22 protein-coding genes are annotated in these 25257 nt (G+C 71.3%); 13 read left to right on the top strand and 9 right to left on the bottom strand.

Going from position 1 to position 25257, the window contains the following annotated elements:
• Nucleotides 1-8: 8 nt before the first annotated feature.
• Nucleotides 9-401 (bottom strand): peptidase inhibitor family I36 protein, encoded by a 393-nt coding sequence (locus H4W31_RS16480; protein ID WP_192767468.1) that lies wholly within the window; start codon nt 399-401, stop codon nt 9-11.
• 321 nt (nt 402-722) lie between these two features.
• Here H4W31_RS16480 and H4W31_RS16485 point away from each other — a divergent pair, with 321 nt between their 5' ends.
• Together H4W31_RS16485 and H4W31_RS16490 are read left to right on the top strand one after the other, a co-directional pair.
• A complete protein-coding gene (locus H4W31_RS16485) occupies nt 723-1277 on the top strand; it encodes a hypothetical protein (protein ID WP_192767469.1) in 555 nt (184 codons plus the stop codon).
• Between the two features lie 47 nt (nt 1278-1324).
• Nucleotides 1325-4258: a M48 family metalloprotease gene (locus H4W31_RS16490; RefSeq protein ID WP_192767470.1), complete on the top strand. Its 2934-nt coding sequence runs from the start codon at nt 1325-1327 to the stop codon at nt 4256-4258.
• Between the two features lie 59 nt (nt 4259-4317).
• Here the strand turns inward: H4W31_RS16490 and H4W31_RS16495 are convergent, their stop codons facing one another.
• The 4 genes from H4W31_RS16495 to H4W31_RS16510 form a co-directional block, all read right to left on the bottom strand.
• Complete coding sequence (locus H4W31_RS16495) at nt 4318-5205, bottom strand: alpha/beta fold hydrolase (RefSeq protein ID WP_192767471.1); 888 nt, start codon at nt 5203-5205, stop codon at nt 4318-4320.
• 204 nt (nt 5206-5409) lie between these two features.
• Nucleotides 5410-6639 (bottom strand): CehA/McbA family metallohydrolase, encoded by a 1230-nt coding sequence (locus H4W31_RS16500; RefSeq protein WP_192767472.1) that lies wholly within the window; start codon nt 6637-6639, stop codon nt 5410-5412.
• Between the two features lie 179 nt (nt 6640-6818).
• Nucleotides 6819-8117 carry an MFS transporter gene (locus H4W31_RS16505; protein WP_192767473.1) on the bottom strand — a complete coding sequence of 433 codons (1299 nt, stop codon included), beginning with the start codon at nt 8115-8117 and terminating at the stop codon, nt 6819-6821.
• A 341-nt stretch (nt 8118-8458) separates the two neighbouring features.
• On the bottom strand, nt 8459-9295 hold the full coding sequence (locus tag H4W31_RS16510; protein ID WP_192767474.1) for a metallophosphoesterase: 837 nt from the start codon (nt 9293-9295) through the stop codon (nt 8459-8461).
• Nucleotides 9296-9419: 124 nt separating this feature from the next.
• Between H4W31_RS16510 and H4W31_RS16515 the strand changes: the two genes are divergently transcribed.
• From H4W31_RS16515 to H4W31_RS16545, 7 genes are all read left to right on the top strand, one after another.
• Entirely contained in the window at nt 9420-9743 is a 324-nt protein-coding gene (locus H4W31_RS16515; RefSeq protein ID WP_192767475.1) for a hypothetical protein, read from the top strand.
• A gap of 95 nt (nt 9744-9838) precedes the next feature.
• Nucleotides 9839-10765, top strand: coding sequence for a WXG100 family type VII secretion target (locus H4W31_RS16520; protein ID WP_192767476.1), 927 nt, complete (start codon nt 9839-9841; stop codon nt 10763-10765).
• 55 nt (nt 10766-10820) lie between these two features.
• Nucleotides 10821-11147 (top strand): YbaB/EbfC family nucleoid-associated protein, encoded by a 327-nt coding sequence (locus H4W31_RS16525; protein WP_192767477.1) that lies wholly within the window; start codon nt 10821-10823, stop codon nt 11145-11147.
• Between the two features lie 3 nt (nt 11148-11150).
• Entirely contained in the window at nt 11151-11771 is a 621-nt protein-coding gene (locus H4W31_RS16530) for a hypothetical protein (protein ID WP_192767478.1), read from the top strand.
• Between the two features lie 93 nt (nt 11772-11864).
• Entirely contained in the window at nt 11865-12602 is a 738-nt protein-coding gene (locus H4W31_RS16535) for a hypothetical protein (RefSeq protein WP_192767479.1), read from the top strand.
• Nucleotides 12603-12861: 259 nt separating this feature from the next.
• Entirely contained in the window at nt 12862-14067 is a 1206-nt protein-coding gene (locus tag H4W31_RS16540; RefSeq protein WP_192767480.1) for a sensor histidine kinase, read from the top strand.
• On the top strand, nt 14064-14747 hold the full coding sequence (locus tag H4W31_RS16545; protein ID WP_192767481.1) for a response regulator: 684 nt from the start codon (nt 14064-14066) through the stop codon (nt 14745-14747). The genes H4W31_RS16540 and H4W31_RS16545 overlap by 4 nt, the downstream gene beginning before the upstream one ends.
• Nucleotides 14748-14848: 101 nt before the next feature.
• On the opposite strand, the gene H4W31_RS16550 is transcribed toward H4W31_RS16545, so the two are convergent.
• Complete coding sequence (locus H4W31_RS16550; RefSeq protein WP_192767482.1) at nt 14849-16276, bottom strand: DHA2 family efflux MFS transporter permease subunit; 1428 nt, start codon at nt 16274-16276, stop codon at nt 14849-14851.
• 108 nt (nt 16277-16384) lie between these two features.
• Between H4W31_RS16550 and H4W31_RS16555 the strand changes: the two genes are divergently transcribed.
• The gene (locus H4W31_RS16555; RefSeq protein WP_192772151.1) at nt 16385-17083 is read left to right on the top strand and encodes a TetR/AcrR family transcriptional regulator; all 699 of its coding nucleotides are present in this window, start codon (nt 16385-16387) and stop codon (nt 17081-17083) included.
• A gap of 131 nt (nt 17084-17214) precedes the next feature.
• Nucleotides 17215-18717, top strand: coding sequence for an Asp-tRNA(Asn)/Glu-tRNA(Gln) amidotransferase subunit GatB (gene gatB / locus H4W31_RS16560; protein ID WP_192767483.1), 1503 nt, complete (start codon nt 17215-17217; stop codon nt 18715-18717).
• Between the two features lie 61 nt (nt 18718-18778).
• Here the strand turns inward: gatB and H4W31_RS16565 are convergent, their stop codons facing one another.
• Nucleotides 18779-20377: a metallophosphoesterase gene (locus tag H4W31_RS16565; protein ID WP_192767484.1), complete on the bottom strand. Its 1599-nt coding sequence runs from the start codon at nt 20375-20377 to the stop codon at nt 18779-18781.
• A gap of 81 nt (nt 20378-20458) precedes the next feature.
• A complete protein-coding gene (locus tag H4W31_RS16570) occupies nt 20459-21640 on the bottom strand; it encodes a PQQ-dependent sugar dehydrogenase (protein ID WP_318783232.1) in 1182 nt (393 codons plus the stop codon).
• Nucleotides 21641-21933: 293 nt separating this feature from the next.
• On the opposite strand from H4W31_RS16570, the gene H4W31_RS16575 reads away from it, so the two are divergent.
• Both H4W31_RS16575 and H4W31_RS16580 read left to right on the top strand, forming a co-directional pair.
• Nucleotides 21934-23610, top strand: coding sequence for a hypothetical protein (locus tag H4W31_RS16575; RefSeq protein WP_225945557.1), 1677 nt, complete (start codon nt 21934-21936; stop codon nt 23608-23610).
• Nucleotides 23611-23671: 61 nt separating this feature from the next.
• Complete coding sequence (locus tag H4W31_RS16580) at nt 23672-24598, top strand: 2-hydroxyacid dehydrogenase (protein ID WP_192767486.1); 927 nt, start codon at nt 23672-23674, stop codon at nt 24596-24598.
• On the opposite strand, the gene H4W31_RS16585 is transcribed toward H4W31_RS16580, so the two are convergent.
• Nucleotides 24592-25029: a PH domain-containing protein gene (locus tag H4W31_RS16585; RefSeq protein ID WP_192767487.1), complete on the bottom strand. Its 438-nt coding sequence runs from the start codon at nt 25027-25029 to the stop codon at nt 24592-24594. The two genes, H4W31_RS16580 and H4W31_RS16585, sit on opposite strands and share 7 nt — an antisense overlap.
• Nucleotides 25030-25257: the final 228 nt, after the last annotated feature.

The raw sequence follows: 25257 nt of genomic DNA on the forward strand, positions 1-25257 counted from the left end.
GGGATGCGTCAGTCGAACGGGGTGCATCCGGGGCTGGCGATGATGCTGACCCGATTGTCACCGGCGCCGAAGCTGCCGTACGCCTTGTAGGGGGCGGCCGTACCGACCACGGCCCAGTTCAGTCCGGCGTTCGAGTCCCAGAGCCGGAACGCGAACCTGGTGTTGTTGTGGACCGACGAGGCGAGCCCCTGCGGCACGTAGCCGTAGAGGCATTCGTACATATCGCTCTCGTGGTAGTCCATCCGATCGCCCTCGTAGTTGCGTTCAAGGTAGAGGCAGATGTTGTACCTGGGGCAGTCCGGTGTGCCCGCCGATGCCGGCTGCGGCCCGACCATGGTCGCGGCGCCGCCCAGCGCCACGGCAGCCGCGGTGGCCAGAGTTCTCCGTACTGCGGTGCGCATACGTTCCTCCGTCTGGTGGGGGATGCGGTGCGTCCAGGGTGCGGCGTATCGCGGGTACGACGCGTCTGCCACGGAACGCAGGACGGGTACGCAGTTCGACGTATGCGGCTTCGACGGCAGTCGATGTCGATGCCGAGTCAATAGACCGACAGTGACTTTGCGTGACGGCGAAAGATGGGTGGGGCATCATCGTGGCGTGATGCAGCAGATCAGCGACGTGCCTTGCCCCGGATGCGGATCCGGCCGAGCGGCAATGCGAATACTCTACGTATTCATTGCGACTGGGGATGCCCGGTTGGGTTCGGACGTCGGTGGTTCGGCATGAGGGTCGGGCCGGCGATCGACGAGCAGTGGGTGGTCGAGGTGGCACAGGCGATGCTCGACCGCGCCGCAGCGGTGCAGCCGGCGCAGGCTGCGGCCGAGCGCCGGGTGTTCGACGTGCTCCGACAGGCGTACTTCGCCGATCCGAAGCGGGCGTTGGCCGGTGGGGACCGGGGCGGGGGACAGCTCAAGTTCGGGTTGCCGGGCGTCGAGGAACTGCTCACCCCGGTACTGCTGAACGCTTCGGCAGGCGTGCTGGCGCACCTCGCCAGCCTTGGCGTGTTGAACGTCGCGGTGGCCTCGACGAGGGGCGTGCGCCGGCTGCTGGGGCTGGAGCCCGGGGCGCCCCGGGTTGACCGTGCCGCTCCCACCCGAACGGTCGCCGACGCGCCGGTGGAGGACAGCACACCGGCACTCACCGCTGATCAGTGGATCGAGGTCCGTTCGATCGTCACGCGGGCGTTGGTACGTCATGGCCGGATGTCGCCGCAGCGGGCCGAGTTGTTGGCCGCCGCGATCATCGGCGATGGGTTCACCGAGCGACGGCCGGAGTGACCGGGGTGGCAGCGGCCGAAACGGGCGAGGTGGCTACCGACGAACACGTGTCCTCCCGACGACTGGTTGGCGCATCGCTACGCGCCAGCACCGATATCCGGTTCGTGATGCTGGTGGCGGCGGTCCTGGCGTCCAGCGTCGTCGCGTTCGGCGCGGTCTACATCGCGTCGCCCGCCGCGGAGCGGGTGAACCGGGTGCAGGGTCTCTGCCTGGCGGGAATGCTGGAGGCCGTCGCACCGATGCCGGTGGAGGACGCAACCGGCCGGGCCACTGCCCTGATGCGGGACTGTGTCCGTCCGTTCTTCCACGAGCAGGCGATCTGGGTCGTCACCGGGATCCTCGTCGAGATGGTTGTCGCCGGGCTGCTCTACCTGCTGCATCCGTGGTGGTTGGCCCGGCGCCGTCGAATGCGGCGGTTGGCCGGGGATGAGCACACCGACATGTTGGACGAGTTGGACGAGTTGGCTCGGCAGGCCGGTCTGCGCCGACCGCCGAGATGGCTGGTCGCCCCCTATTCGATGGCGCACGGCGGTCAGGCGTTCGGACTGCCGGGTGATCGCCGAGTCTGCCTCGACGTCGGTCTGTTGGTGCGCTACGACCTCGACCGGGCCGGGTTCCGTGCCGTGGTTCGGCACGAGCTGGCGCACCTGCGCAACCGCGATGTCGACCGTACCTATCTGAGCATCGCGACCTGGTGGTCGTTCGTGGCCGTCGCCGTCGCTCCATTCGTGGTCCTGTCGTTGAATCCCGACCTGTGGCGCCGCCGGGCCGCGTCGGGCAGCGCCGGATCACCGGCCGACCTGGCCTACCCGCTCGTCGCGCTGGCGGCGTTGACCGTGGTGGTGTACCTGGCCCGCAACGCGATTCTGCGGGCCCGTGAGGTCCATGCCGACACCACCGCCGCCGCCTGGGACATCCCCGACGGAGCGCTCAGCCGGGTGATCGGTGGTTTGCCATGGCCACCGAGCAGATCCCGGTGGGTGAGGTGGACACCTCGCTGGGATCGGCTCACCTCGCGCTTCGGCAGCCACCCGTCACCCGCGCAGCGGGCTGCGGCCATCGTCGATCCGCGGCGACTGCTGCATACCGGAATCGGGGAGACCGCCAGTTACGGCATCATCCTCGGACTGACGCTCTACAACGTCAGCATCTTCGTCGGCAACCTGCTCGAGGCCTACCTAATGGTCGGCCTGGTGTTGCTGGCACTGGCGATCGGTGTCCTCCTGCTCGGCCTGCTCGTCCGGGCGGTGCGGCACGCTGATTCGTCCACGACCACGGAGCCACCCTGGACACGCCGACGGGTCCTGTTGTTGCCGGTCGTCGCCGCACTGGGAGTTGCGGTGAGCGGGCCGCTCTCGCTGACGGCGGCCGAGAACGTGGGACTCGATGGCACGGGTCTTCTCGGCCTCAACCTGATACCGCTGAGCGCTCTGCTGCTCACGGCGGGCTTCCTGCTGTTCGTCGCCTGGGTGCGGTCGGCGGATGCTGCGCTCGCCGTGCGGCCCACCCGGCCCGGCCGTCGACGATGGCGGCAGCGTCTGGTGGCCGCCACCGCGATCGCCGCCGGTGCGCCACTGTTCGGGATCTGGTACCAAGCATCCTTCGGCGGCAGCATCGTCGGCTTCAACCGATGGGGTCAACTGACGCAGACGGGTTGGGCGATCGACTGGTACGCCCGGCTGGCCGACTGGACCGGAATCTCCTACCTGCCACGTCTGTACCTCGGCGAGACACCGATCCCCGTGGCCGGCCCGGTGCTGCTGTGGGTCGTACCGGCGGTCCTGCTGGGCTGGTGCCGGCGCGGCGGCGAACGTCCGCCCGGCGTACGGCAGGCGCTCGTCACCGGTGCGGTGGCAGGTCTCGGAGTAATCGCCCTTGGCCTGGCTATGCCGTACGCGGCCCGTGCCGCGCTGCCTCCGGAGGTCCGGCACACGCCTGACGGCTTCGATGTCGACACCCTGACCCTCGGTACGCCGCTCTACTTCTTCCAGGTGTACTACCACACCTACCTGGTCGTTGCCGTCCTGGCGCAGGCGGTCGCCGCCGCTGTCATCGCGGCCCGTTCGACGCGGCTACGCCCGATACTGACGCCGCTCGCGGTGACCATCACCGTGGTGCTTGCCACGCTGGGCTACTACCTGAACCGAGGCGTATCCGAGTGTCTGCACCTGATCCGCCCAGGAACGCGATCCTGTGAACCGGTGTTCTTCCTGCCCGACAGGTTCGTACTCGACCACCTGGCGATGATCGCGAGCTGGGGACTGCTGGTCGCGGTACCCGCAGCCCTGCTCGGCGCTGCCACCGGCGCACTCTGGCGCCGTCGCCGCGCCCAGGCCGTACCGGCGGCGGAGACGGCGACCGTGGCCCCGCCTGGCGTACGACCCGGGCGCGGGTTGGCCGCCGTCGGGCTCGCCGCGCTCGCCGTGCTGGCCCTCGCCGGCGCCGCGACTGCGCTGCCCGGTAACTACCATTTCTGGAAGCCGAACCCCCCGCCCGCCGGCATCACCGAACCGACGGTGCCCGCAACTTCCATTGCGGTGGTGGATCCCTGTCTGATCGGCACATGGCAGGAGGTGTCCAGGAAGTTCGACCTGAACCTCTTCGGCAGAAGCCACCGGTTCGCCGGCAGCGGCATCTCGCAGACGTTCCAGCCGGATGGCACCGTCGTCCTCGACTACGGCAGCGGGACGAACGCCACGACGACCATCGACGGTCAGCGCGTCGACCTCGTCTGGTCCGGCCGTGCCACCGCCCGCTATCGCTTGGCGGACGGCACGATCCGGTACGACTATGTTCGCCGGCAGGAGTCGACGATGGCCCTGCGCATCGACGGCGTGGAGCGGATGGACATCGATCCGTCCACGTCCTGGTCGGCCGACCACTACGTCTGTAGCAGCGAGGCCCTGACCCAGACCCCGGCCGATCCCGAGTCCGACGGCTGGTACCGGATCGAACTCCGTCGGACCGGGCCGGGCGGCTGACGACGGGCGGCCGATGACGGGCGGCAGGCTGCCGGCAGGAGCCTGCCGCCCGCCGGAAGTCAGCGGGCCATGGCCGGTTGGACCTGCATCCGGCCGAGGAAGTCCCGGATACGGGTGGCGATCTCGTCGACGTGGGTCTCGAGCGCGAAGTGTCCGGTGTCGAGGAGGTGGACCTCGGCGTTGGGCAGGTCCCGTTGGAAGGCGCGGGCACCGTCCGGGCCGAAGATCTGGTCGTTGGCTCCCCAGACCGCGAGCAGCGGCACCTGGGTCTGCCGGAAGGACTCCTGCGCCTGCGGATAGACGTCGAGATTCGTCTTGTAGTCCTGGAAGAGGTGCAACTGGTTCTCGTCGTTGCCCGGCCGGGCCAGCACCTCCAGGGCGTGCCGCCAGGCGTCCGGGCTGACCAGGCTGGCGTCGGGTACGCCGTGCTCGTACTGCCAGCGGACCTCCTTCTCGGTGAAGGCCTGCCGGGCGGCGGCCTCCGTCTCCGGTCCGGGCGCCTGGGCGTACGCGAACAGCGGCTTCCAGAACGCCTCCACGAACCCTTCCTGGTACGCGTTCCCGCTCTGGCTGATGATCGCCGAGATGCTCTCCGGACGGCGCAACAGCAGTCGCAGCGCGATCGGCGCCCCGTAGTCCTGCATGTAGACGGCGTACCGGCGGATGTCGAGCTGGTCCAGCAGGCTCGCGGTGACGTCGGTGAGCGCGTCGAAGGTGTACGGGAAGTCGCCCAGCGACGGGGCCGAGGAGTAGCCGAACCCGATGTGGTCGGGGGCCACCAGGTGGTACTGGTCGGCCAGCGCCGGAATCAGCTCCCGGAACATGTGCGAGCTGGTCGGGAAGCCGTGCAGCAGGACGAGCGGGGGCGCTCCCGGCGAGCCGGCCTCGCGGTAGAAGACATCCAGCCCGTCGACCGTCGCCATCCGGTGGTGTACGCCGCCGACCATGGTGCCCCCTCGATCGCTCCGCCCAATCTGCCACGTTCTCCTCATAGTGCCCGTACCGCCGCCCTGTGCGGGCGGGTATCGACGTCCGCGTACCTCCTCGGGCGGGACGGGTCCGGTGCGTCGACGGCACCGGACCCCGCTCGGTTCTTTCCGTCGGCGGCTAGCGCGCCGGCCGGGGAGGCGGCTAGCGCGCCGGCCCGGCGGTCACGGCTGGAGGAACCAGGGGCTGGTGTACGCCACGCCCCAGTCGTTGCACGGATGGTTCGCCGGCCCGGGGCTGGCGTTCGGCTGGGTCGGGTCGGAGATCCGCAGCACCACCCAGTGCCCGTCGACGATGTCCAGCGGCACGGTGAACTGGGTGACCCGACCGGCCTGGATATCGATCATCTCCGGTACGACCGGCGCGTCACTGCCGGGCCGCAACACCTGGATCCGCAGCGGCTTGCCCACCCACTCCGGTCCCCGGTCGAGGTCCACCGAGAAGGTCACGTCGCCCCGGCTGACCGGCAGCACCCCGCCCATCCGTACCCCGTTCGCGGTGGCGTCGAGGCGCAGCCCGGAGACCCGGGTGGCGAAGAACCGGCGGGCCCGCATCGCGGCGAGCACCTCCTGCCGGGTGTTCTGGGTGACCCAGAGGCCGGTCCGCCCCTTGCCCTCCGGAAAGCCCCAGTCGGTGCCGTGCTCGTCGGAGACGCCGGTCAGGCCGGGCCGCCAGCCGGCGTTGAGACAGGCGACCAGCGGGGACGTCTGGCCGTTGCCCCAGCCGTCGAAGAGGTAGTCGTCACCCCGGTTGAACATCTCCAGCCCGATCATCGGCTCCCGGGCCCCGGCGACGTACCGGAAGTTGTCGAACCGGCCCACCTCGCGGCCGGGGTGGTTGAATCCCGCGATTCCGCCGGAGCCGCCGATCCAGCTGTAGAGCCGGCTCATGCTCGACGATTGCAGCAGGTCCGTGTAGTTGCCGCTGAACCAGACGTTGACGTGGCCCAGCAGCGGGTGGGACCACTCGAAACCCCGGATCGCGGTGTACTGGCCGGGGTCGTCGGCGGCGTCGGCCAGGGCGCCGGTCCGGTCCCACTCCGATCGGGAAATTCCCTCGATCGAGAAGAGCGTGCTGTGGTCGGTGAGCGCGGCGACGTCCAGGCCGGCGTCCCGCATCGAGGCGAAGGCGAGCGCCGGATCGCCGTCCCCATCGGACATCAGAGTGTGGTTGTGCAGGTCGGCATGGACCAGGGTGGTGCCCTGGGTCACCAGGGAGGTACGCGAGGCGCCGGTTCCCGGCGCCTGGTTCGGCCCGGCCGCCCGTGGGGTCGCGGCGGCGGACGCGGTACCCGGGGCGGAGGCGAGCAGAAGCAGACCGCCGGTGCCCGCGATCAGCGCGCGCCGGCTGGTGCCGGTGGGGGTGTTCCCGGTCTCTGCGTGGGTGTGTGTCATGCCGGACAGTGCATAACGCGGCCGGCAACGGCGGCGGAGGGAGAGTTGTCCGGGCGGTTAAGTCTGTCGATCACTTAGGCCGTGTCTTACGACTAGGCCGTGTCTCACGACCTTCAAGTGATCTCACCACTGCGACGTCGACCGCAGGCCTGGCCGGGGCCGCGAAGGCGCTCATCCCGTCACCGTCCCAGCGCTCGCGGGAGCGAAGAAGCGCGCGCGTGCACCCACCAGGCGAGCGGAAGTGCGATCAGCACCACCGCCTGGATCGCGAGCAACGCCGGAACGATGCCCCAACGGTCTGCCACCAGGCCGGCTCCCAGGGCGACGAGCGCGTAGAGCGCGCTGCCGAGCAGCGACGCGAGCGAACCCATCGTCGCGCGTTCCCGGTCGGTGAACTCGCGCTGCAGCAACGTCTGCTGGGCGATTGTCGACATGCCGTAGGCCGGTGACCCAAGCAGCACGGGCGACAATACCGTCGGCTTGACCAGCGCCACGAAGTTCGCCACGTTGTCGAACAGCTCACCGAACAGCAGGGTGCGGGCCGCGCCCACCCGGCCGATCACCCGACCACTGACGCGGAAGCCGACGAAGGCCACGCCATGGCCGAAGGTGCGCCACAGGCCCAGCGCCCAGAGCGGCCACAGCCCCGCCACGAAAACAGGCGACAACTGGGCCGCGCTTCCGCTGCTGTAACGAAGCGCCGACACCAGAGTCATCCGGCGGAGCACCGGACTACGGCGGATGCCGCGCAGGGCCGAACCGAGATGTGCCAGTACGTCCGATTCCAGCGAGCCGTGCACCCGCGGTTCTCGGACCCGCGAGGCGACGAGCACGCACAGCACCTGCGGCATGACCGACAGCACGACCACCACACGCGGCGACCATGCACCGGCGACCACGCCACCTATGGCTGCCGCCAGTGCGAGCGCGATCTGGAACATCGAGTTCACCCGGCCCGAGTGCCGGGGGAACTCCTCCTCCCGGCCGGCTTCGAGCAACGTGTCGTAGAGCAGAGACTCGTTGTTGCCGCTCCAGAGTGAGGTCGCCAATCCTTCCAGCACGACGGCTGCCAGGAGGAGGCCGTAGCCCGAAGCGCTGGCGTACCCGAGATGGGCGGCCACCATGACGACGGCACCGGCGATCATCGTGCCGCGTCGGCCGAGGCGGTCGGAGAGCACCCCGGTAGGGACTTCGAACGCGGCGCAAGACAGCATCTTCACCGCCAGGAGGCTGGCGGCAGCGGTGTACGAGCCGGTGACCTGCGCGAAGTAGATGAGCATGATCGGCCCGTACATGCGGAAGTCGCCGAAGAAGTTGAACCAGCTCAGAAGGCGGACATTCCGGTCGACGGTCTGGTCGGCGGAGTTCGGAGCAGGCGGAGCCGACCTCGGCCGTTGAGACCTCCTGCCGAACGGGGCAGCGATCAGGCGTGCGACCAGGACACGTACACGGAGCAGTGGAAAGAGACGAGCGGACACAGCAGAACTCCCGGAAAGGCGAACGGAGACGCCAAAGGGCGCCAGAGGCCGGTGACACGTGTCACCTCGCCCCGGCGACCGGGATGTGTGCTGACTTTGCTGCTACCCGCGCGGCGTTACAAGCCTGCGACTGCGGTCACCAAGGGGCGAACGGAAGCTCCGGTCGTCGTTTTAGACATCAGTGCTCCTCCATTCCCCAGGCGGACGGGATTCCGCAACAGCTTCGACCCTAGCGACCGAAGCATCTTCCTACGACGGCGGGTAGCCGCACCTCACGGCCGCTTGAGCCGATCCAGGATGGCGGCGGGCCGCTGGGGGAACCGTCCGCTTCGACGTACCGGTCAGAGCGAGGGCAGTTCGTGCGCGGTGAGGAGTTCGGCACCGTCGAGGATCAGCGGGCTCCACTCCGCCGCCCCGGTACGCCCGTGCTTCGGGTCGATCGCGGTGAAGACGCGACCGCCGACGCGTACCCGGACGTGTCGGGCGGGCCAGTCGACGGTGGCGCGCTGGCGTACCCGGCCGGGGCAGCGCCAGGTCCGGTCGGCGAAGCGTACGGGCTGGGAGTGGCCGTGCACCTGGCCGAACGGCACGAACCCGCCACCGGCGTAGAACTCCAGCCAGGGCTCGTGCAGCTCCCAGCCGGCCTCGGCCCAGAACGGTCCGGCCGCCCGGTCCACCCCGAACTCCCCACCCCGGAAGATCAGTGGCTGCGGGCGTTCGTTGAGCAGCCGGGCCGCGATCGCGGCGGTCGGCGGCTCGGCCAGCTCCCGCCAGGCGCCGACCGTCAGCCCGGCGTGGGTGACCAGCAGGTCCTCCGAGTCGGCGGTCCGGATCGCGACAGCCACCCGCATCCGTCCCTCCGCCCACCAGGATCGCAGCAGGTCCGCGTCGGCGCCGGCGAGGCGCTCCGGCCAGAACTCGGTGCCACCGGGCAGGTACTGCGCCTCGTGGTTGCCGGCGAGCTGGATCCACCGCTCCGGCTGGTTCTCGAGGTATCCGCGTACGAGGGCGAGCACCGCCCGGCTGTCCGGGCCACGATCGACGAGGTCACCGACCTGGACCACGGTGACCTTTTCGGGCAGGTGGTACCGGTCGACGTCCGCGCCGAGAGACGACAGCGCGGCACGCAGTTGGGCGGGATGACCACCGATGTCTCCGACAACCACTACCCGGGCCATGGCCGCTCCTGCGCTGTGTCGAATTCGCGTGCGGCGAGCGTATCCCGGCCGCGCGATCGAGCCCGCCGTACGACGGTGGACCGCCCCCCACCGGACCGGGCGACGATCTACTAGGGTCCTTGCCATGATCGGTGGCTCAGGTGACGGCTTCACCGTTGACCCGGCGGCGCTGGAGACCTTCTCCAAGACCAGCTTTGGGCGGGCGGACGACTTCGACGGAATACGCGGGCTGCTACGCGACGGCGCGGTCGGGCGTTCCTCCTTCGGCATCATGCCCGCCTCGTTCACGCTCTACGAGCAGTACGAGTCGTGCCTCGACGACTGCCTCCAGGCGCTGGCGGACGGCGTCGAGGTGATGGAGATGGTCGCCGACGCGATCATCGCCGAACGGGACTCGTACCTGGCCAGTGACGCCGCCGCACAGGGGCGGTTCCGGACCGGCGGCTGACCGTACGGGTCAGCGGGGCCGGCCGAGCGCCGGACCTGGTCGGCCCGGCTCACTTGAGAACGTCGCGTGCAGAGACCACGAAGGGGGATGGCGCAGTGTCGGCCGTCGCGCTGGAGCGCAGCAAGACCTATTTCGAACAGTTCGTCGGCTCGGTGCCGGAACCGTTGCAGGGCTTCACCCGTACGGTGTTGTCGCCGTTCGAGCAACTGCTGGAACAGGTGGCCGGCGACCCCGACGACCTGATGCGGGGCGCCGAACGCTGCCTCGCCGCGTCGACCGACGTACTCGGGATCGCCGCTGGGCAGACGAGTGACCGGTCCCGGTTGCAGCCACCGGCCTGGGGCGGGGAGGCCGCGGACGCGTTCCAGACCGGCCTGACCAACATCGAGGAGTTGATCCGGCAACTCGGCGACGGGCTGGCCGCGGCGAAGGAGGTGCTGGTCGAGGCGGCGAACGCCGCGGTGGACGCGTTCAACCTGCTCTGTGAGCTGATCTTCGAGTTCCTGACCGCCTTCCTGATCGAGGCGATCATCGCCGCGGCGGCGGCGTTCCTCAGCTTCGGCGCGTCGATCGCCGCCTTCGCCGTACGCTGGCTCGCCCGGCTGGCGCTGACGCTGGGCCGGGGTGCCCGGATCGTGGGCAAGCTGGTCCGGGTCCTGACGAAGCTGGCCGGCAAGCTGGACGAGGTCAAGGACCTGCTCACCACCTACCGCAAGCGGGTGATGGAGCTGCGCAAGCTCAAGAAGCAGTACGCGATGTGGCGACAACAGGGTCGGACCCCGGCGGGCCTCGCGGTGGCGAAGGAGTACGGCCTCAAGGTCGGCCTGCCACGTTTCGCCTTCAACCAGGTGTCACCGGTCAACCTGAGCGGCAAGGGCGGAGCGGTGCTGGACACCGTCGTCGGCGGGCAGGACATCCGCGACGGAGAGAAGGACCGCAACTACGCGACCGACGGCACCTACCGGGAAGACATCGGCCCGTACACCAAGAGCGTGCAGGATCTGATCGACTCGGTGGGCTGACCCGCCGGGTCGACGACCGCCCGGTCCGGGTGGACGAGGGCAGGAGAGGAACGACGTGGAATACCCCGCGCTGGATCGGCTGGAGCAGCTCGCGAACAGCCTGGACGGCCTGCAGGACCGGATGAACCGCCGGGTCGAGGAACTCCGGCAGCAGCCGGTCGAGTTGGAGAGCGAGAGCGGCGCCGTACGGGTGTCGGTCGACCACGGCGGCCGGGTGGACCGGGTGGACATCACCTCCCGGGGCATGCGGTACAGCCCGGACCAGCTCGGTTCGGAGATCACCGGCACGATCCGGCGGGCGCAGCGGGAGGCGACCAAGCGGCTGCAGGAGTCGATGCGGGAGGTGCTGGGCAGCGCCGCCGACGACTACCCGCTGGACTGAGTCATGGGTACCGACTACCGCCACCTGTACGGCGACGCGGTCGCGCACCGGCTGGAGCCCGGTGAGGCGATGCTCGCGTGCAGCGAGGTCAAGCGCCCGCACGGCCTGGCATCGGACCCGCCCCCGCGACCGCCGGCACCGGCCCCCGGTGACGGGGCACAGGTGGCCGGCATGGGAGTGGCCGGGGCCGTGCTCAGCGGGGTCGAGTTCGTCGACAACATCGGCGGCGGCGGTCCCACCGACTGGTTGATCCGGCTCCTCTTCGGACGTGCGGCGCGGGGCCGGCTCGACTCGGTCGCCGCCGGTTACGTGCGCGCGGTGCCGACCGACGACAAGCTGCTGTTCGTGGTGACCGACCGGCGGCTGATGGTGCTGCGGATCGGCCGCTCCGACGACGAGGTACGGCCGTTCGGCACCCCGCGTACGCCGGTGGTGGCGGCGAAGCTGAAGCCGCTCTGGTCGGTGGACCGGGCAGAGGTCACCGGCGCCCGTCGACGCTGGCACCGGCTGCACGGCGGCCGGCTCCGGGTGATGTTCCGGGACGGCTCCTGGTTGGAGCTGACCGGGCCGCTGTGCCTGGGACGCCGCCGGGCCGGCGAGCTAAGCGACGCCCTGCGCCGCTGAATACGTCCCCACGCGGCTGAGTACGTCCCCGCGCACTAGCGTGGACGACGGACGACGGACGCGGGGGCTGCTCGGCGCGGAGGAGGTTCGACCATGGGCCGGGGCTGGGTGCTGGACGACTGGCGTGCAGCGTTCCTTGCCGAGGCCCGGCTGCACCGGCTGCCCGGCACCGAGATCGGGGCGGCGCTCGCCGAGATCGACACGTACTGCGCCGATTCCGGCACCGATCCCGCCGAGGCGTTCGGCGAGCCGGCGGAGTACGCCGCCGCGCTCGCCCACGGTCGCGGGTCGGCGCAGGGGTTCCCGGCCGGGCGGGGCCAACTCCTCCGGGCCGCGCTCGTGGCGAGCGGCACCCTGACAGGCGTGATGTCGCTGCTCGCCGGGGTCGACGCGGTCACCCGGGAGGTCCCGGCCACCGTCACGGTCGGCCAACTCGTCTCGGTCGCCGTCGGGGTCGCCGGGATCGTCGGTGTCGCCGCGTTCCTGCTCCGTCCGGGCAGCCGCCGCGCCGGTGGCTTCGACTGGCGGCTCGGCCTGGTCGTGGGCGTCGGGATCGCCGTGACGACCGTTCCGCAGCTGGTCTGGAAGCAGGAGGTGCTCCGCGCGTCGGCCTGGCCGCTGCTCGGCGTCGGGCTGGTGCTGCTGCTGTCCGCCTGGTGGCCGCTCCTGTCCGGGCGGCTGCTGACCGACCGGGTACGCCATCCGGCCACCGGCGACGAACCGGTCCCGACCCCGGGGTGGCTGCTCGGCGTCGTCCGGTGGGGCCTGCCGGTCGCGTTGCTCTGTGTGGTGCTCGTCGCCGTACTGCTCGGCGCCACCGGCACCGGCTGATCCGGGCCACCCGTCCGGGTGCCGCACCCGATGGCGGTTCACCGGCCGGTGCACCGGCTACCGCGTCTGGTGTAGGTCGTACTCGGTGGGCGTACCCGGTGTTGACGGCCGTTGGCCGACGCCGTGGCGGGCCGGCCTGCCTAGCGTCGATGTCGTCAGCTTCACCGCAGGAGGGACGACCGACATGGCAGCAGGAGTGGGATACGCCGGGCCGCAGGCCCCGGACCGGAGTCGACCGGAGATCGGGCATGCTCGGGTGATGGCGGCAGCGGATGGCGGGGCCGGAGCCGGACCGGGGGTCGTACGCCGGCCGGTCTGGCGGAACCTGGCCCTGGCCGCCCTGACGACGTCCGGCGTGCTGGTCGGTACGGCCGTCGCCGGGGCGCCGATCACGTACGAGGGCACGGTGCCGATGGCCACCACGCTCGGCCTGCTCCTGCTGGCTCACCGGCGCTGGCCGGTGAGCGTACTGCTGGTCAGCCTGGCCACCATCATCGCGTACCGGACGGCGGACCTGACCGACGCCGGCTGGGTCTGGCCGGCCGCGGTGATCTTCTTCTTCGTCGCGGCCGACGACTCCGCCAAGCGCCCCAGGCTGTCCTGGGCGGTCGGGGCGGGGCTGTTCCAGCTGGCCTTCGCCGTCACCTGGCAGTGGACGGCGGGCGAACAGGAGGCACAGCGGGCGGTCGGCGAGGTCGGTGGCGAGGCGCTCTGTCTGGCGCTGCTCATCGCCGTCGCGGTGGCGTACCGCAACTGGCTGCGCTGGCGGACCGAACTCACCGCCGGGCTGGCGCACGCCGAGCAGGAACGGCAGCTGGAGGCGGGTCGGCGGGCCGCCGAGGAGCGGTTGCAGATCGCCCGGGAGCTGCACGACGTGGTGGCGCACACCCTGACCGTGGTGGGCGTGCAACTTCGGGTGGTGGACGAGGCGCTCGACGACTCCACCGTCGAGGCGCGCGCGGCACTGCGTACCGCCCAGGAGGTCCGGGCCAAGGCAGTGGCCGACCTGCGGTCCCTGATCGACGTACTGCGGGCGCCGGGTGAGCGCGCCGACGCGGCTGCCGTACCCGCGCCCCAGGCCGACCTGGCCGACCTGGCCGACCTGTTGGTCCGGAGCCGGACCAGTGGTCTGGAGGTCGCCCTGGAGACCAGTGGTGATCCGGCGCTGGTCTCCGCGCCGGTGGCGCTGGCCAGCTACCGGGTGATCCAGGAGTCCCTGACCAACACCGTGAAGCACGCCGGCGCCCGCCGGGCCACGGTGCGGCTGCGGATCACCGCCGACTCGGTGGAGGTGGCGGTGATCGACGACGGGGCCGGTCCCGAGCCGGGCACGGTGCCTGGCCACGGCGTCAACGGGATGCGGGAGCGGGTCGCGGCGCTGGGCGGTACCTTCCGGGCCGGTGCCGCCGAGGGCGGCGGATACGCGGTCCACGCCACGATCCCTGTGGCAGGCTTCCGGCCGTGACGGTCACCGTGCTGCTCGCCGACGACCAGGCCCTGGTGCGGGCGGGCTTCCGCAGCCTGCTCGGCCGGGGCCGGGACATCGAGGTCGTGGGCGAGGCGGCCAGTGGCGACGAGGCGGTCCGGCAGGCCCGTACCCTCCGGCCCGACGTGGTGCTGATGGACATCCGGATGCCGGGGATGGACGGCCTCGCCGCCACCGAGCGGATCGTGACCGACCCGACGCTGTCGGGATGCCGGGTCATCATCCTCACCACCTTCGAGACCGACGAGTACGTCTTCGCCGCGCTGAGCGCCGGGGCGAGCGGCTTCCTCACCAAGGAGATCGAGCCGGCGCAGCTCCGCCAGGCGGTCGGGATCGTGGCTGCCGGTGAGGCGCTGCTCTCGCCCAGCGTCACCCGCCGGGTCATCGAACAGTTCGCGCACCGGCCGGTGGCGCCCACCGACACCGAGGCGCGGCTGTCGGTGCTGACCGAGCGGGAGCGTGAGGTGCTGCGGCTGGTCGCCACCGGCCTGTCGAACGAGCAGATCGCGGGGCGGCTGTTCATCAGCCCGTTGACCGCCAAGACCCACATCACCCGGGCGATAGCCAAGCTCGGCGTCCGGGACCGGGTCCAGTTGGTGATCCTGGCGTACGAGACCGGTCTGGTCCGTCCCGGCGCGGCGGCCGACCCGCCGGTCTGACCCCGCCAGCGGAGGGCCCGGCCCGGCCGGCCCACCCGCCTGCCTGCCGAGCGACCGACCGAGGGTTGCCGTCGGTCGGTCGCGCGGCCGGGCGGTCCGGATCAGGCGACGGCCGCCACCTCGGAGACCCGTGCGGCGTCGGGTCGCAGCTGCGGGCTGGCCAGGGTGAGCAGGACGTTGGCGACCGCGAACGCCGCCGCGACCAGGAGCCCCCGGTGAAAGCCCTCCACCAGGGCCTGCTGCTGGCTGGCCCCCTCGGCGAGGGCGTCGCCGACGCGGGTGGTGGAGAGCGTGGTGACGATGCCCAGGCCCAGCGCGCCACCGACCTGGAAGAAGGCGTTCACCACGCCCGAGGCGGCGCCCGCCTCGTGGTTGGCGACGTCGGACACCGCGACGATCTGGGCCGGCACGCTGAGACTGACGATGCCGAAACCGAAGAGCAGCAGTCCGGGCAGCAGTTCACTGGTGTAGCTGCCGTCCGCTCCGGCCTGGCCGAGCAGCAGCAGGCCGACGAGGCCGATGGTCGCCCCGGCGAGCTGGACCGTACGGGTGCCGAGCCGGTGCACGAGCTGGCTGGCGAGTACGGCGCCGAAGATGGCCGTGGCGCCCATCGGCAGGAAGTGCAGGCCGGCTTCCAGGGCCGAGTCGCCGCGTACCTGCTGGAGGTAGATCGCGGTCAGGAAGAACATCGACAGGAAGGCGGCACCGTTGAGGGCCAGGGCGGCGCTCGACACCCCCAGTGCCCGGGACCGGAACAGCCGCAGCGGAACGAGTGGGGCGGCGGAGCGGGCCTCGACGGCGACGAAGGCGACGAGCAGGGCGACACCGCCGATGAGGAAGCTGAGCACCTCCAGCGATCCCCAGCCGCTCGGCTCGGCCCGGACCACTCCGAAGACGACCGAGAGCAGCCCGGCCGTGCCGAGCAGCGCTCCGGCGGCGTCGAAGGTCCGCGCGCCGTCCAGGCCGTGCCGGATGTCCTGGACGTAGCGGGGGAGGATGGCGACGAGCCCGATCACGATCGGCACGTTGACGAAGAAGACCCAGCGCCAGCTCAGCGAGTCGACGAGCAGGCCACCGGCGACGACGCCGAGGGTGCCGCCGAGCCCGGCGAGGCCGCCCCAGACGCCCAACGCGATGTTCCGTTCCCGCCCGTGCGCGAACGTGACGGTGAGGATGGCCAGCGCCGCCGGGGACAGCAGCGCGCCGCCCAGGCCCTGGACGGCCCGCGCCCCGATCAGGAAGCCGGGCGAGTCGGCCAGCCCGGCGACCAGGGAGGCGGCCCCGAACAGGACGAGGCCGGCGATGAAGACCCGGCGCGGGCCGAGCAGGTCGGCGGCCCGGCCGCCGAGGAGCAGAAAACCGCCGAAGAGCAGCGTGTACGCGCTGATGACCCATTGCAGGCTCTCGGGGGCGAAGCCCAGGTCGGTCTGGATGTGCGGCAGCGCGACGTTCACGATCGTCACGTCGAGCACCACGATGAACTGCGCGAGTGCCAACACCGTGAGTGTGGCCCAGGGACTGCGTCGCATTGCCTACCTCGTTCGCGGAAGCGGTCGGATGTATACGGCGTACATCTACGCAGTATGTCTACACCGTATACGAAAAGTCTACGGTGTAGACTCGATGGCGTGGCGAGTATGAGCAAGGACACCGGCCGGCAGCGGCGACTCGATCCGGACAAGATCGCGGAGAGCGCCCTGGCCATCGCGGATGCCGAGGGAATGTCCGCGGTGACGCTCCGGCGGCTTGCCCAGCACCACGACGTCACCCCGATGGCCCTCTACCGGCACTTCCGGGACAAGGACGAACTCCTCGACGCGGTCGCCGAGCGGCTCCTCGCCGCCGTCGTACTGCCCGAGCCCAGCGACGCGCCCTGGCACGAGCAGATCCGGGACCTGCTCGCCGCGATCCTCGCCGCGCTGTCACCGCACCCGAACGCGGCCGGGCTCACCCTGCACCGGATCTTCGCCTCGGAACCCGGCCTGACCCTGGCCGAACGGACTTTCGCCCTGCTCGCCGAGGCCGGCTTCTCCGCCGATCAGACCGCCGAGATCGGCAGCCAGATGATCAGCTCCCTGATCGCCATCGTCGCTCCCGACCCGGCGACCACGGAGAACTCCGACCCCGAGGCCCGGGACGAGCAGTTCCGGGCCAAGCGGGCGGCGCTGGCGGCCCTCTCGCCACGGCGCTACCCGCACGTCGTCGCCGCCGCCGACACCCTGGTGCACTGCGCCGCCGGGCAGCGCGACCAGGTGCTGGCCGTACACCTCATCGTGGCGGGTATCCGGGCCGTGCGGCCGGCCGACTTCCCGGCCGCGACGACGGCCGGGGTCTGACCCCGCCGGCCCGCGCCGGCCGGAGCGCGTAAACCCGGACGAGGCCGGGCCGGATGAGCCATTAGGCTTGCAGGGTTCTGTCCGGATGTTCGTTCGCCGGGGGCGGTTGCCGCCCGAGAGCTGGAGTCTTGATGAGCACGACCGTCCTGCCCTCGTACGACGACGTCGTCGAGCGCTACGCCCCGGTGATCGGCCTGGAAACCCATGTCGAGCTGGGCACGAACACCAAGATGTTCTGCGGCTGCCCGACCGACTTCGGCGGCGAGCCCAACACCCGCGTCTGCCCGGTCTGCCTGGGGCTGCCCGGTTCGCTGCCGGTGGCCAACAAGGCGGCGATCGAGGCGACGATCCGGATCGGCCTGGCGCTGAACTGTTCGATCGCGTCCTGGAGCCGGTTCGCCCGGAAGAACTACTTCTACCCGGACATGCCGAAGAACTTCCAGATCAGCCAGTACGACGAACCGCTCTGCGTGGACGGATTCCTCGACGTCGAGGTCGACGGGGAGATGGTCCGGATCGGGATCGAGCGGGTGCACCTGGAGGAGGACACCGGCAAGAGCCTGCACGTCGGCGGTGCCACCGGCCGGATCCAGGGTGCGACGGAGTCGCTGGTCGACTACAACCGGGCCGGCATCCCGCTGGTCGAGATCGTCACCAAGCCCATCCCCGGTACGGGTGCCAAGGCGCCGATCGTCGCCCGGGCGTACGTGACCGAGCTGCGGGACGTGCTCCGCACACTCGGCGTCTCCGACGTACGGATGGAGGAGGGCTCGCTGCGCTGTGACGTGAACACGTCGCTGTCGCCGGCGGGGGTCGCCGAGTGGGGCACCCGGACCGAGACCAAGAACGTCAACTCGCTGCGCTCGGTCGAGCGGGCGGTCCGCTCGGAGATGCTGCGCCAGGCCGCCGTACTGGACGGTGGGGGCCGGATCATCCAGGAGACCCGGCACTTCCACGAGGACAGCGGCGACACCACCTCGGGCCGGTCGAAGGAGACCGCCACCGACTACCGCTACTTCCCGGAGCCCGACCTGGTGCCGCTGGCGCCGGACGCGGCCTGGGTCGCCGAACTCAAGGCCGCGCTCCCGGAACTGCCCCGGCTGCACCGGCGCCGGTTGCAGCAGGACTGGGGCCTGTCCGACCACGACATGCAGTCGGTGCTGAACGCTGGTGCGGTCGAGCTGATCGAGCAGACGGTGGCCGCCGGGGCCACCCCGGCCGGTGCCCGGAAGTGGTGGCTGGGCGAGCTGTCCCGGCGGGCCAACGAGGCCGGGGTCGAGCTGGCCGCGATCGGCGCCAGCCCGGCGCAGGTGGCGGAGCTGCAACTGCTGGTCGACGAGGGCAAGCTCAACGACAAGCTGGCCCGTACCGTCCTGGAGGGTGTGGTGGCCGGCGAGGGCTCGCCGCGCGAGATCATGGCTGCCCGGGGCCTGGAGGTCGTCTCCGACACCGGCGCGCTGACCACCGCCGTCGACGCGGCGATCGAGGCCAACCCGGACATCGCCGCCAAGGTCCGGGACGGCAAGGTCGCCGCGGCCGGCGCCCTGGTCGGCGCGGTCATGAAGAGCACCCGGGGGGCGGACGCCAAGACCGTCCGCTCGCTGATCCTCTCCCGGCTCGGCGTCGAAGGCTGAACCTGTAAGGAAGGGCCCCCGCTTATCGTTTTCTGCATAGGCGGGGGCCCTTCCTAACACCTCAGCCGGTGGGCGTGGGGGTGGGCGTCGACGGCGGGGTGGGGGTCGGCGGGGTCGGTGGCTCCGGTTCCTCCACCACGTGCCGTTCCAGGTTGACCTGCGCCTCGCCGGTCCCGCCGAGCTGGATGTCGTCGTACGCCTGCAGGGCCCGCCGCTGGTCGAAGTAGAGGACCGACATCGCCAACGGCGTCGGCTTGTCCCCCTCCAGCCCGCGCAGCCCCGCCCCGCCCGTCGAACCCTGCACCTGTAGCTGGGTCGCGATGGCGCCGGGGAGCTGCGGCAGCTCGCGTACCTCCCGGCTGTGGGTGTGCCCGGACAGCACCAGCGGTACGAGTCCGGCCAGCGCCCCGGCCGAGGCCGGATCGTGCACCAGCGCGATGTCGACCGGCCGGCCCGCCGCCCGGATCGTGCTGGCCAGTTTCTCGCCGGCACCGGTGACCTGGCTCACGGTCTGCGGCGAACTGCCGGACCCGCTCGGCGAGGTCTCCTTGTCCGGGGTGAAGCGCGGATCCCCGATGCCTGCGATGGTCAGCCCGGCCACGGTGATTACCTGGTTGTCCAGCACCACCGCGTTGGGCTGCCGGCCGACGGCGGCGGCGGTGGCCGCCGAGTCGTGGTTGCCGCGGATGAAGACGTACGGCACCTTCAGCAGGCCGATGGAGCCGACGAAGGACGCCTCCGGTTCGCTGCCCCAGTCGGTGATGTCGCCGGTGTCGATCACCATATCGATCTTGAACTGCTCGACAAGCGTTCGGACCACCGGCCAGACCGTCGGGTTCAGGTGCAGGTCGGAGACGTGCAGTACCCGTACCGTGCCCTGCTCCTGGTCGAATACCGGCAGGGTGGAGACGGTGGTGTAGAGCTGGCTGACGTTGCCGACCATCCGCTGGAGCTGGTCGGCGTACCGGCCGTAGTCGTCGGCGATCCGTCGGGCGTCGCCGACGATGGCCGGGGCGTTGACGAGGAGTCCCTCGTACCGGGGCTCCTCGATCGAGTCCGGCCGGAAGGTGAGTGCCGCGATCCCCAGGCTGCCGCCGGTGACCAACAGGGCGAGCGTGCCGGCCCAGGCGACCCGACGGGTCCGCCGAAACACCAGCGCCGCCAGGATCAGCGTGGCCAGTACGGAGACCGCGACGGTCCGTACGCCGACCCGGATCACCCCGTTGGTCACGTCGGTGACGGCGGACTGGCTGGCCCGGCTGATGCTCGCCGGGTCGGTGATCAGCGCCTCGGTACGCCGCTGGTCCAGCGACCCGAGCCGGACCGACAGGTGTGCGGGTCCGGCGTGGCTGCTGAGTTGCAGCGCGCCGAGCGGCGGAATGGTGACCGTGGTGCCCCCGTCGACGGACGGGGTGATCGCCATCTCCGCGCGGAACGGCCCGATGTCGGTCTGCATCCGCCCGCCGAGCAGTACGCCGATGACGATTCCGGTCACGGTCACGGCCATGATCGCCAGCGCTACCCCGGTCCGGCGTACTCCGACCGAGGTGAGGACGGCGTGGGCGACCCGTACACCGCTACGGAGTGCCCCCAGCACACGCCGAACCGCCGGGGGCGTCTCGCCCCCGGCGGTCCGGATGTCGTTCCTCCGCCTGTCCATGCTCAATCATGACCTGCCCAGCGGGACATCATCAAAACCCGCCGCAGGTCACACCCCTTTTCGGCCATCCGGGCAATCAACTCAGCTCTTACCGGCGACCCCGCCGGAGAAGACCAGCCGGATGATCCGGTCGTCCTCGGGGGCGGGTTCGCGCTTGCCGTCGTGGTTCGAGGTGGAGATCCACAGCGAGCCGTCCGGCGCCGCGACCACGGCCCGGAGCCGGCCGTACTCGCCGGTCAGCAGCGGCCGGGGCTGGCCGAGCACGGTGCCGGCGGCGGTGAGTTCCACCAACCAGAGCCGTTCGGCCCGCAGGCAGGCCGCCACGAACACCCGCTCGATCATGGCCGCGCCGGAACAGGACGACTCGGCGGTGGTCCAGACGACCAGGGGCTCGGTGAACTTGTCGTTCCCCGCGCCGCCGGAGCTCTCGCCCTCGACGTCGGGCCAGCCGTAGTTCTTGCCCGGCTGGATCAGGTTGACCTCGTCCCAGCTGTTCTGCCCGAACTCGGTGGCGTAGAGCCGCTTGTTGGCGTCCCAGGCGATGCCCTGGACGTTGCGGTGCCCGAGCGACCAGACCAGGGAGTTCGGGAACGGGTTGCCCGGCGCGGGCTTGCCGGCGGGGGTCATCCGGAGGATCTTGCCGCCGAGGCTGCCGAGCTGCTGCGCCAGCCCACGCTCGGAGGCGTCTCCGGTGGTGGCGTAGAGGTAGCCGTCCGGGCCGAAGCCGAGCCGCCCGCCGTTGTGGATGCCGGAGAGCGGGATCCCGGTGACGATCGGCGTCGGTTTGGCCCCGAGGGTGAGCTTGGCGATCCGGTTGTCCTCGCTGGTGGAGTAGTAGATGAAGATCGTCTTGTCGCGCTGGTAGGCGGGCGAGACGGCGATGCCCAGCAGGCCGCCCTCGCCTGCGGCGTCGACCTCCGCGACGGTCTGCACCGTGCTGACCTTGAGCCCGTCCGGGTCGGACTCCGGGCCGACCTTCAGGATCTTGGCGGTGTCCCGCTCGGTCACCAGCGCCCCGCCGTCGGGCAGGAACGCGATTCCCCAGGGCACCCGGAGCTGCTTGGCCAGCACCGTCGCCGCGACCTGTTGCTCGGCCCCGCTTCCGGTCGGCGAGACCGACGGGGTGGGGAAGGTCGGCGGCTCGCCGGCCGGGTCCGGTTCCGGTTCGCCGAACGAACAGCCACTGATCACCATGACGGCCGCCGCACAGAGCGCGACCGCCGTGCGCCGACGGTGGATTCTGGGGTACGGGCGAACGCTCACCCGGCCCAGGGTAGTCGGGTTCACATACCTGCCGTCGTTCCGCTCGATCATTGCACCGGTCTTCCCGATCCGTCGCCACCCGGTCCACCGGGTCAGCGCGGACGAACCGCCTGGTCGGTGCCGGTCGGGTCGCCGGCATCGGGCGACCCGTCAGCGGTGTGAGCCGTGGGCCGCCGGACCGGTTCCCGATCGCGACGGGAGATTTGTTCCGATCTGGACGCCTGGGCCGGCGCGCGGGGCACCGCTTCCGTGACGGGCGTCCGCGCCGGTCCTTCCGTGCGAGACTGCCCGACATGGTGCTCGCGACCTCGGCGGAGCTGACCACGCCGCCGATCGCACCCGCCCGGCGGCGACTTCCCGCCGGGCGGCTCGCCGTCGGGCTCGCCGCGCTCGGCATCGGCTACCGACTGGTCCTGCTGCTCGCCGAGGTGCCGCCCACCAACAGCGACGAGGCGGTCACCGGGCTGGTGGCCCGGCACGTGGTGCAGGGGAACGAGTTTCCGCTGTTCTTCTACGGTCAGTACTACATGGGCGCGTTGGAGTCCTACCTCGCCGCACCGCTGTTCGCGGCCTTCGACTCGTCGATCCTCGCCCTACGCCTGCCCAACCTGCTGCTGTACGCCGCCTTCCTGGCGCTGATGTGGCAGCTCACCCGCCGGCTCTACACCCCGTGGCTGGCGGCGGCCACCGTCGGCCTGCTCGCACTCGGCTCCGACCGGATCCTGAAGAACCAGCTCATCGCGGGTGGCGGCTATCCGGAGATGAACCCGGCCGGTGCGCTGCTGGTCCTGCTCGCGGTGAACCTCGGGCTCGGCGTCGTACGCCGCCGCGCGCTGGCGTACGCCGGCTTCGGGCTGGTCGCCGGACTCACCCTCTGGGACGACTGGCTGGTCCTGCCGTACGTCGCGGCGGCCGGGGTGCTGCTGCTCGGCATCGGCTGGCGGGACCTGCCCGGCCGCCGGGGCCTCGCGCTCCTGGCCGGGCTGCTGGCCGGACTGGTCCCGATCGGATGGCACAACCTGACCACCGCGCCGGAGAACCGGTCGCTGGCCATCTACGACGTCCTGAACGGCGAGGTGCTGACATCCTGGTACGACCGGCTCTCCGGCGGCATTCTCTTCGGAGTGCCGATGGGCACCGGACTCTGCCCTCCGGAGCGGTGCGCGTCCTGGCAACTGTGGTGGGGCCTGGCCTATCCGGTGCTACTGGTCGCCGCCGCGCTGCTCGCCGCCTGGGCACTGTGCCGGGCCACCGGACGCCCGGAGCGGGTCCGGCAGGCGGGCCGGTTGACGCTGCTGACCGGCGCCGGGTTGACCCTCTTCGGGTACGTCAGCAGCAGCGCCGCCGCGCTGACCCCGGTGGAGAGCGCCCGCTACCTCTCCTGCCTACTGATCTCGACGCCCGCACTGCTCTGGCCGCTGTGGTCGATGGTGACCCGGCGCCCGGTGCCGGGTCGGCCGCCGGTCCCGGGCGGGTCCGGTGCGCCTGCGCGGACTCCGGTGGCCGGCCGGCCCGGCGGTGGCCGGCTGCTCCGGCTGGCCGGGGCGGTGCCGTTGACGGCGCTCGTGGCCACCATGGCCCTGGCCAGCGGGTCGCTGATCGGCGCGAGTCCGGCCCTGGCCCGGGAGGCCGCCCAGCGCCGGGACCTGGTCGACGGGCTGGACCGGCTGGGCGTACGGCGGTTCTACGCCGAGTACTGGACCTGCAACAACGTCATCTTCCTGACCCGGGAACGACTCGTCTGCGGGGTGATCCGGGACGACCTGCAGGCGGGTTGGGACCGCTATCCGGCGTACCCGGAACTGGTCGCCGAGGCGCCCCGACCGGCCTTCGTCCTGCCGGCCGGCACCGCGCTGAACACGGCCGTCCGGAACCACCTTCGCGGCACCGGCGTGGCGGTCACCGAGACCACCGTCGCCGGGTACGACGTCTACCAGACCGCCGCCCCGGTCGACCTGCCGCTGCGCTGAGAGGTTCCCGCCGGAGGCCCAGCGCGGCGTCCGGTGGAGCTGACGGCTATCGTCGGCGTCCGTGAAGGCATGGATTCCGCACCCCGAGGGTCGCGAACTGCTCGGCGAGATTCCCGAAGGCGTCACGGTGGAGGTCGCTCCGGCGCCGGACCGGCTGCCCTCGGACCCGGCCGGAGTGCGCTTCTGGGTGCCGCCGTTCCTCGCACAGGCCGCGGCGGTCCCGGTCGCGGCGAAACTGCCGGACCTGCGGGTGGTGCAACTGCTCTCGGCCGGCGCCGACACCTGGGCCGGGCGGCTGCCCGAACAGGTCACCCTCTGCGACGCGCGCGGCGTGCACGACTCGTCGACCGCGGAGTGGGTGGTCGCGGCGACCCTGGCCCATCTGCGGTCGTTCCCGACCTTCGCCCTGGCCCAGACCCGGCAGGAGTGGGCGTACGCCAGGGCCGTCCCCACCGACGAACTGGCCGGCAAGCGGGTGCTGATCGTCGGCGCGGGTTCGATCGGGGCGGCCACCCGGGCCCGGCTGGCGCCGTTCGAGGTCGAGCTGACCATGGTCGCCCGGACCGCCCGCCCCGCCGAGCGGGTGTACGCCGTCGCCGACCTGCCGGAGCTGCTGCCGGCGGCCGATGTGGTGGTGCTGCTGGTGCCGCTCACCGAGCAGACCCGGGGCCTGGTCGACGCCGGATTCCTCGCCGCGATGGCGGACGGCGCCCTGCTGGTCAACGCCGCCCGGGGGCCGGTGGCCGACACCGACGCCCTGGTCGCCGAGCTGTCCACCGGGCGGATCTCGGCGGCGCTCGACGTCACCGAGCCGGAGCCGCTGCCGGCCGGTCATCCGCTCTGGGACCTGCCCAACGTGCTGCTCACTCCGCACGTCGCCGGCTCGGTACGGGGACTGCTGCCCCGCGCCTACCGCCTCGCCGGCCAGCAACTGCGCCGGTTCGCCGCCGGTGAACCGCTGATCAACGAGGTACGCGACGGCTACTGACCGGTCGGGTCGGTGCGCTCCGGTGTCGCGTCGTGCGCCTGCGCGGCGGGCTGGTTCGGGCGGGACTCGCCGAGCGACTGGCCGCTGGCGGTGATCAGCGCCGGCAGGTCGACGGAACGGACCGCGGGCAGTGCGGTGGTCCGACCGTCGCGGAGCCGGACCATCGCCTGACCACGCGGGTCGGAGGCCAGCTCCAGGATGTCGGACCAGGGGATGCGGTGCTGGCCCAGGAGCGCCCGGATCCGTACGCCGGCCGGGTCGGCGTCGGTGCCGGCCCGCAGGGCCCACACCCCGATCGCCACCGGGACGAGCAGCAGCGGGGCGAGGTACCAGCGGGAGGTCGCGAGGGGGAGAGCGCCCAGGAACGCGATGACGGCGGCCACCGAGATCGCCTGGTTGTGCCGGAAGCGGAGCGTGCTGGTCTTGCTCACCCTGCGATTTTCGCACCTCGGCCCGGCGGGCCCGGCAGGGGCCTCCGGCGGACCCGGAGTCCGGCCCGACCGGCGCGCGGGACGGAAGACTTGCCACGATGAGGGAAGATTCTCCTCAACACAGGAGTGGGAGATCCCTACCAGCACGTAACCACGCCCCCTTCCGATCGTTGGGGGTTGATAGGAATGGTGTGGCCCTTCATCCAGACCAGTCCCGCATTACGCCCC

Source organism: Plantactinospora soyae (assembly GCF_014874095.1).
GTDB lineage: Bacteria > Actinomycetota > Actinomycetes > Mycobacteriales > Micromonosporaceae > Plantactinospora > Plantactinospora soyae.

What these genes read in the sequence shown, in the direction of transcription:
- H4W31_RS16555 (WP_192772151.1), top strand. Translation starts at nt 16,385, where the DNA reads ATGAGCAAGGACACCGGCCGGCAGCGGCGACTCGATCCGGACAAGATC.
- H4W31_RS16515 (WP_192767475.1), top strand. Translation starts at nt 9,420, where the DNA reads ATGATCGGTGGCTCAGGTGACGGCTTCACCGTTGACCCGGCGGCGCTG.
- H4W31_RS16530 (WP_192767478.1), top strand. Translation starts at nt 11,151, where the DNA reads ATGGGTACCGACTACCGCCACCTGTACGGCGACGCGGTCGCGCACCGG.
- H4W31_RS16495 (WP_192767471.1), bottom strand. Translation starts at nt 5,205, where the DNA reads ATGGTCGGCGGCGTACACCACCGGATGGCGACGGTCGACGGGCTGGAT.
- H4W31_RS16500 (WP_192767472.1), bottom strand. Translation starts at nt 6,639, where the DNA reads ATGACACACACCCACGCAGAGACCGGGAACACCCCCACCGGCACCAGC.
- H4W31_RS16510 (WP_192767474.1), bottom strand. Translation starts at nt 9,295, where the DNA reads ATGGCCCGGGTAGTGGTTGTCGGAGACATCGGTGGTCATCCCGCCCAA.
- H4W31_RS16550 (WP_192767482.1), bottom strand. Translation starts at nt 16,276, where the DNA reads ATGCGACGCAGTCCCTGGGCCACACTCACGGTGTTGGCACTCGCGCAG.
- H4W31_RS16540 (WP_192767480.1), top strand. Translation starts at nt 12,862, where the DNA reads ATGGCGGCAGCGGATGGCGGGGCCGGAGCCGGACCGGGGGTCGTACGC.
- H4W31_RS16535 (WP_192767479.1), top strand. Translation starts at nt 11,865, where the DNA reads ATGGGCCGGGGCTGGGTGCTGGACGACTGGCGTGCAGCGTTCCTTGCC.
- H4W31_RS16480 (WP_192767468.1), bottom strand. Translation starts at nt 401, where the DNA reads ATGCGCACCGCAGTACGGAGAACTCTGGCCACCGCGGCTGCCGTGGCG.
- H4W31_RS16485 (WP_192767469.1), top strand. Translation starts at nt 723, where the DNA reads ATGAGGGTCGGGCCGGCGATCGACGAGCAGTGGGTGGTCGAGGTGGCA.
- H4W31_RS16565 (WP_192767484.1), bottom strand. Translation starts at nt 20,377, where the DNA reads ATGGACAGGCGGAGGAACGACATCCGGACCGCCGGGGGCGAGACGCCC.
- H4W31_RS16575 (WP_225945557.1), top strand. Translation starts at nt 21,934, where the DNA reads ATGGTGCTCGCGACCTCGGCGGAGCTGACCACGCCGCCGATCGCACCC.
- gatB (WP_192767483.1), top strand. Translation starts at nt 17,215, where the DNA reads ATGAGCACGACCGTCCTGCCCTCGTACGACGACGTCGTCGAGCGCTAC.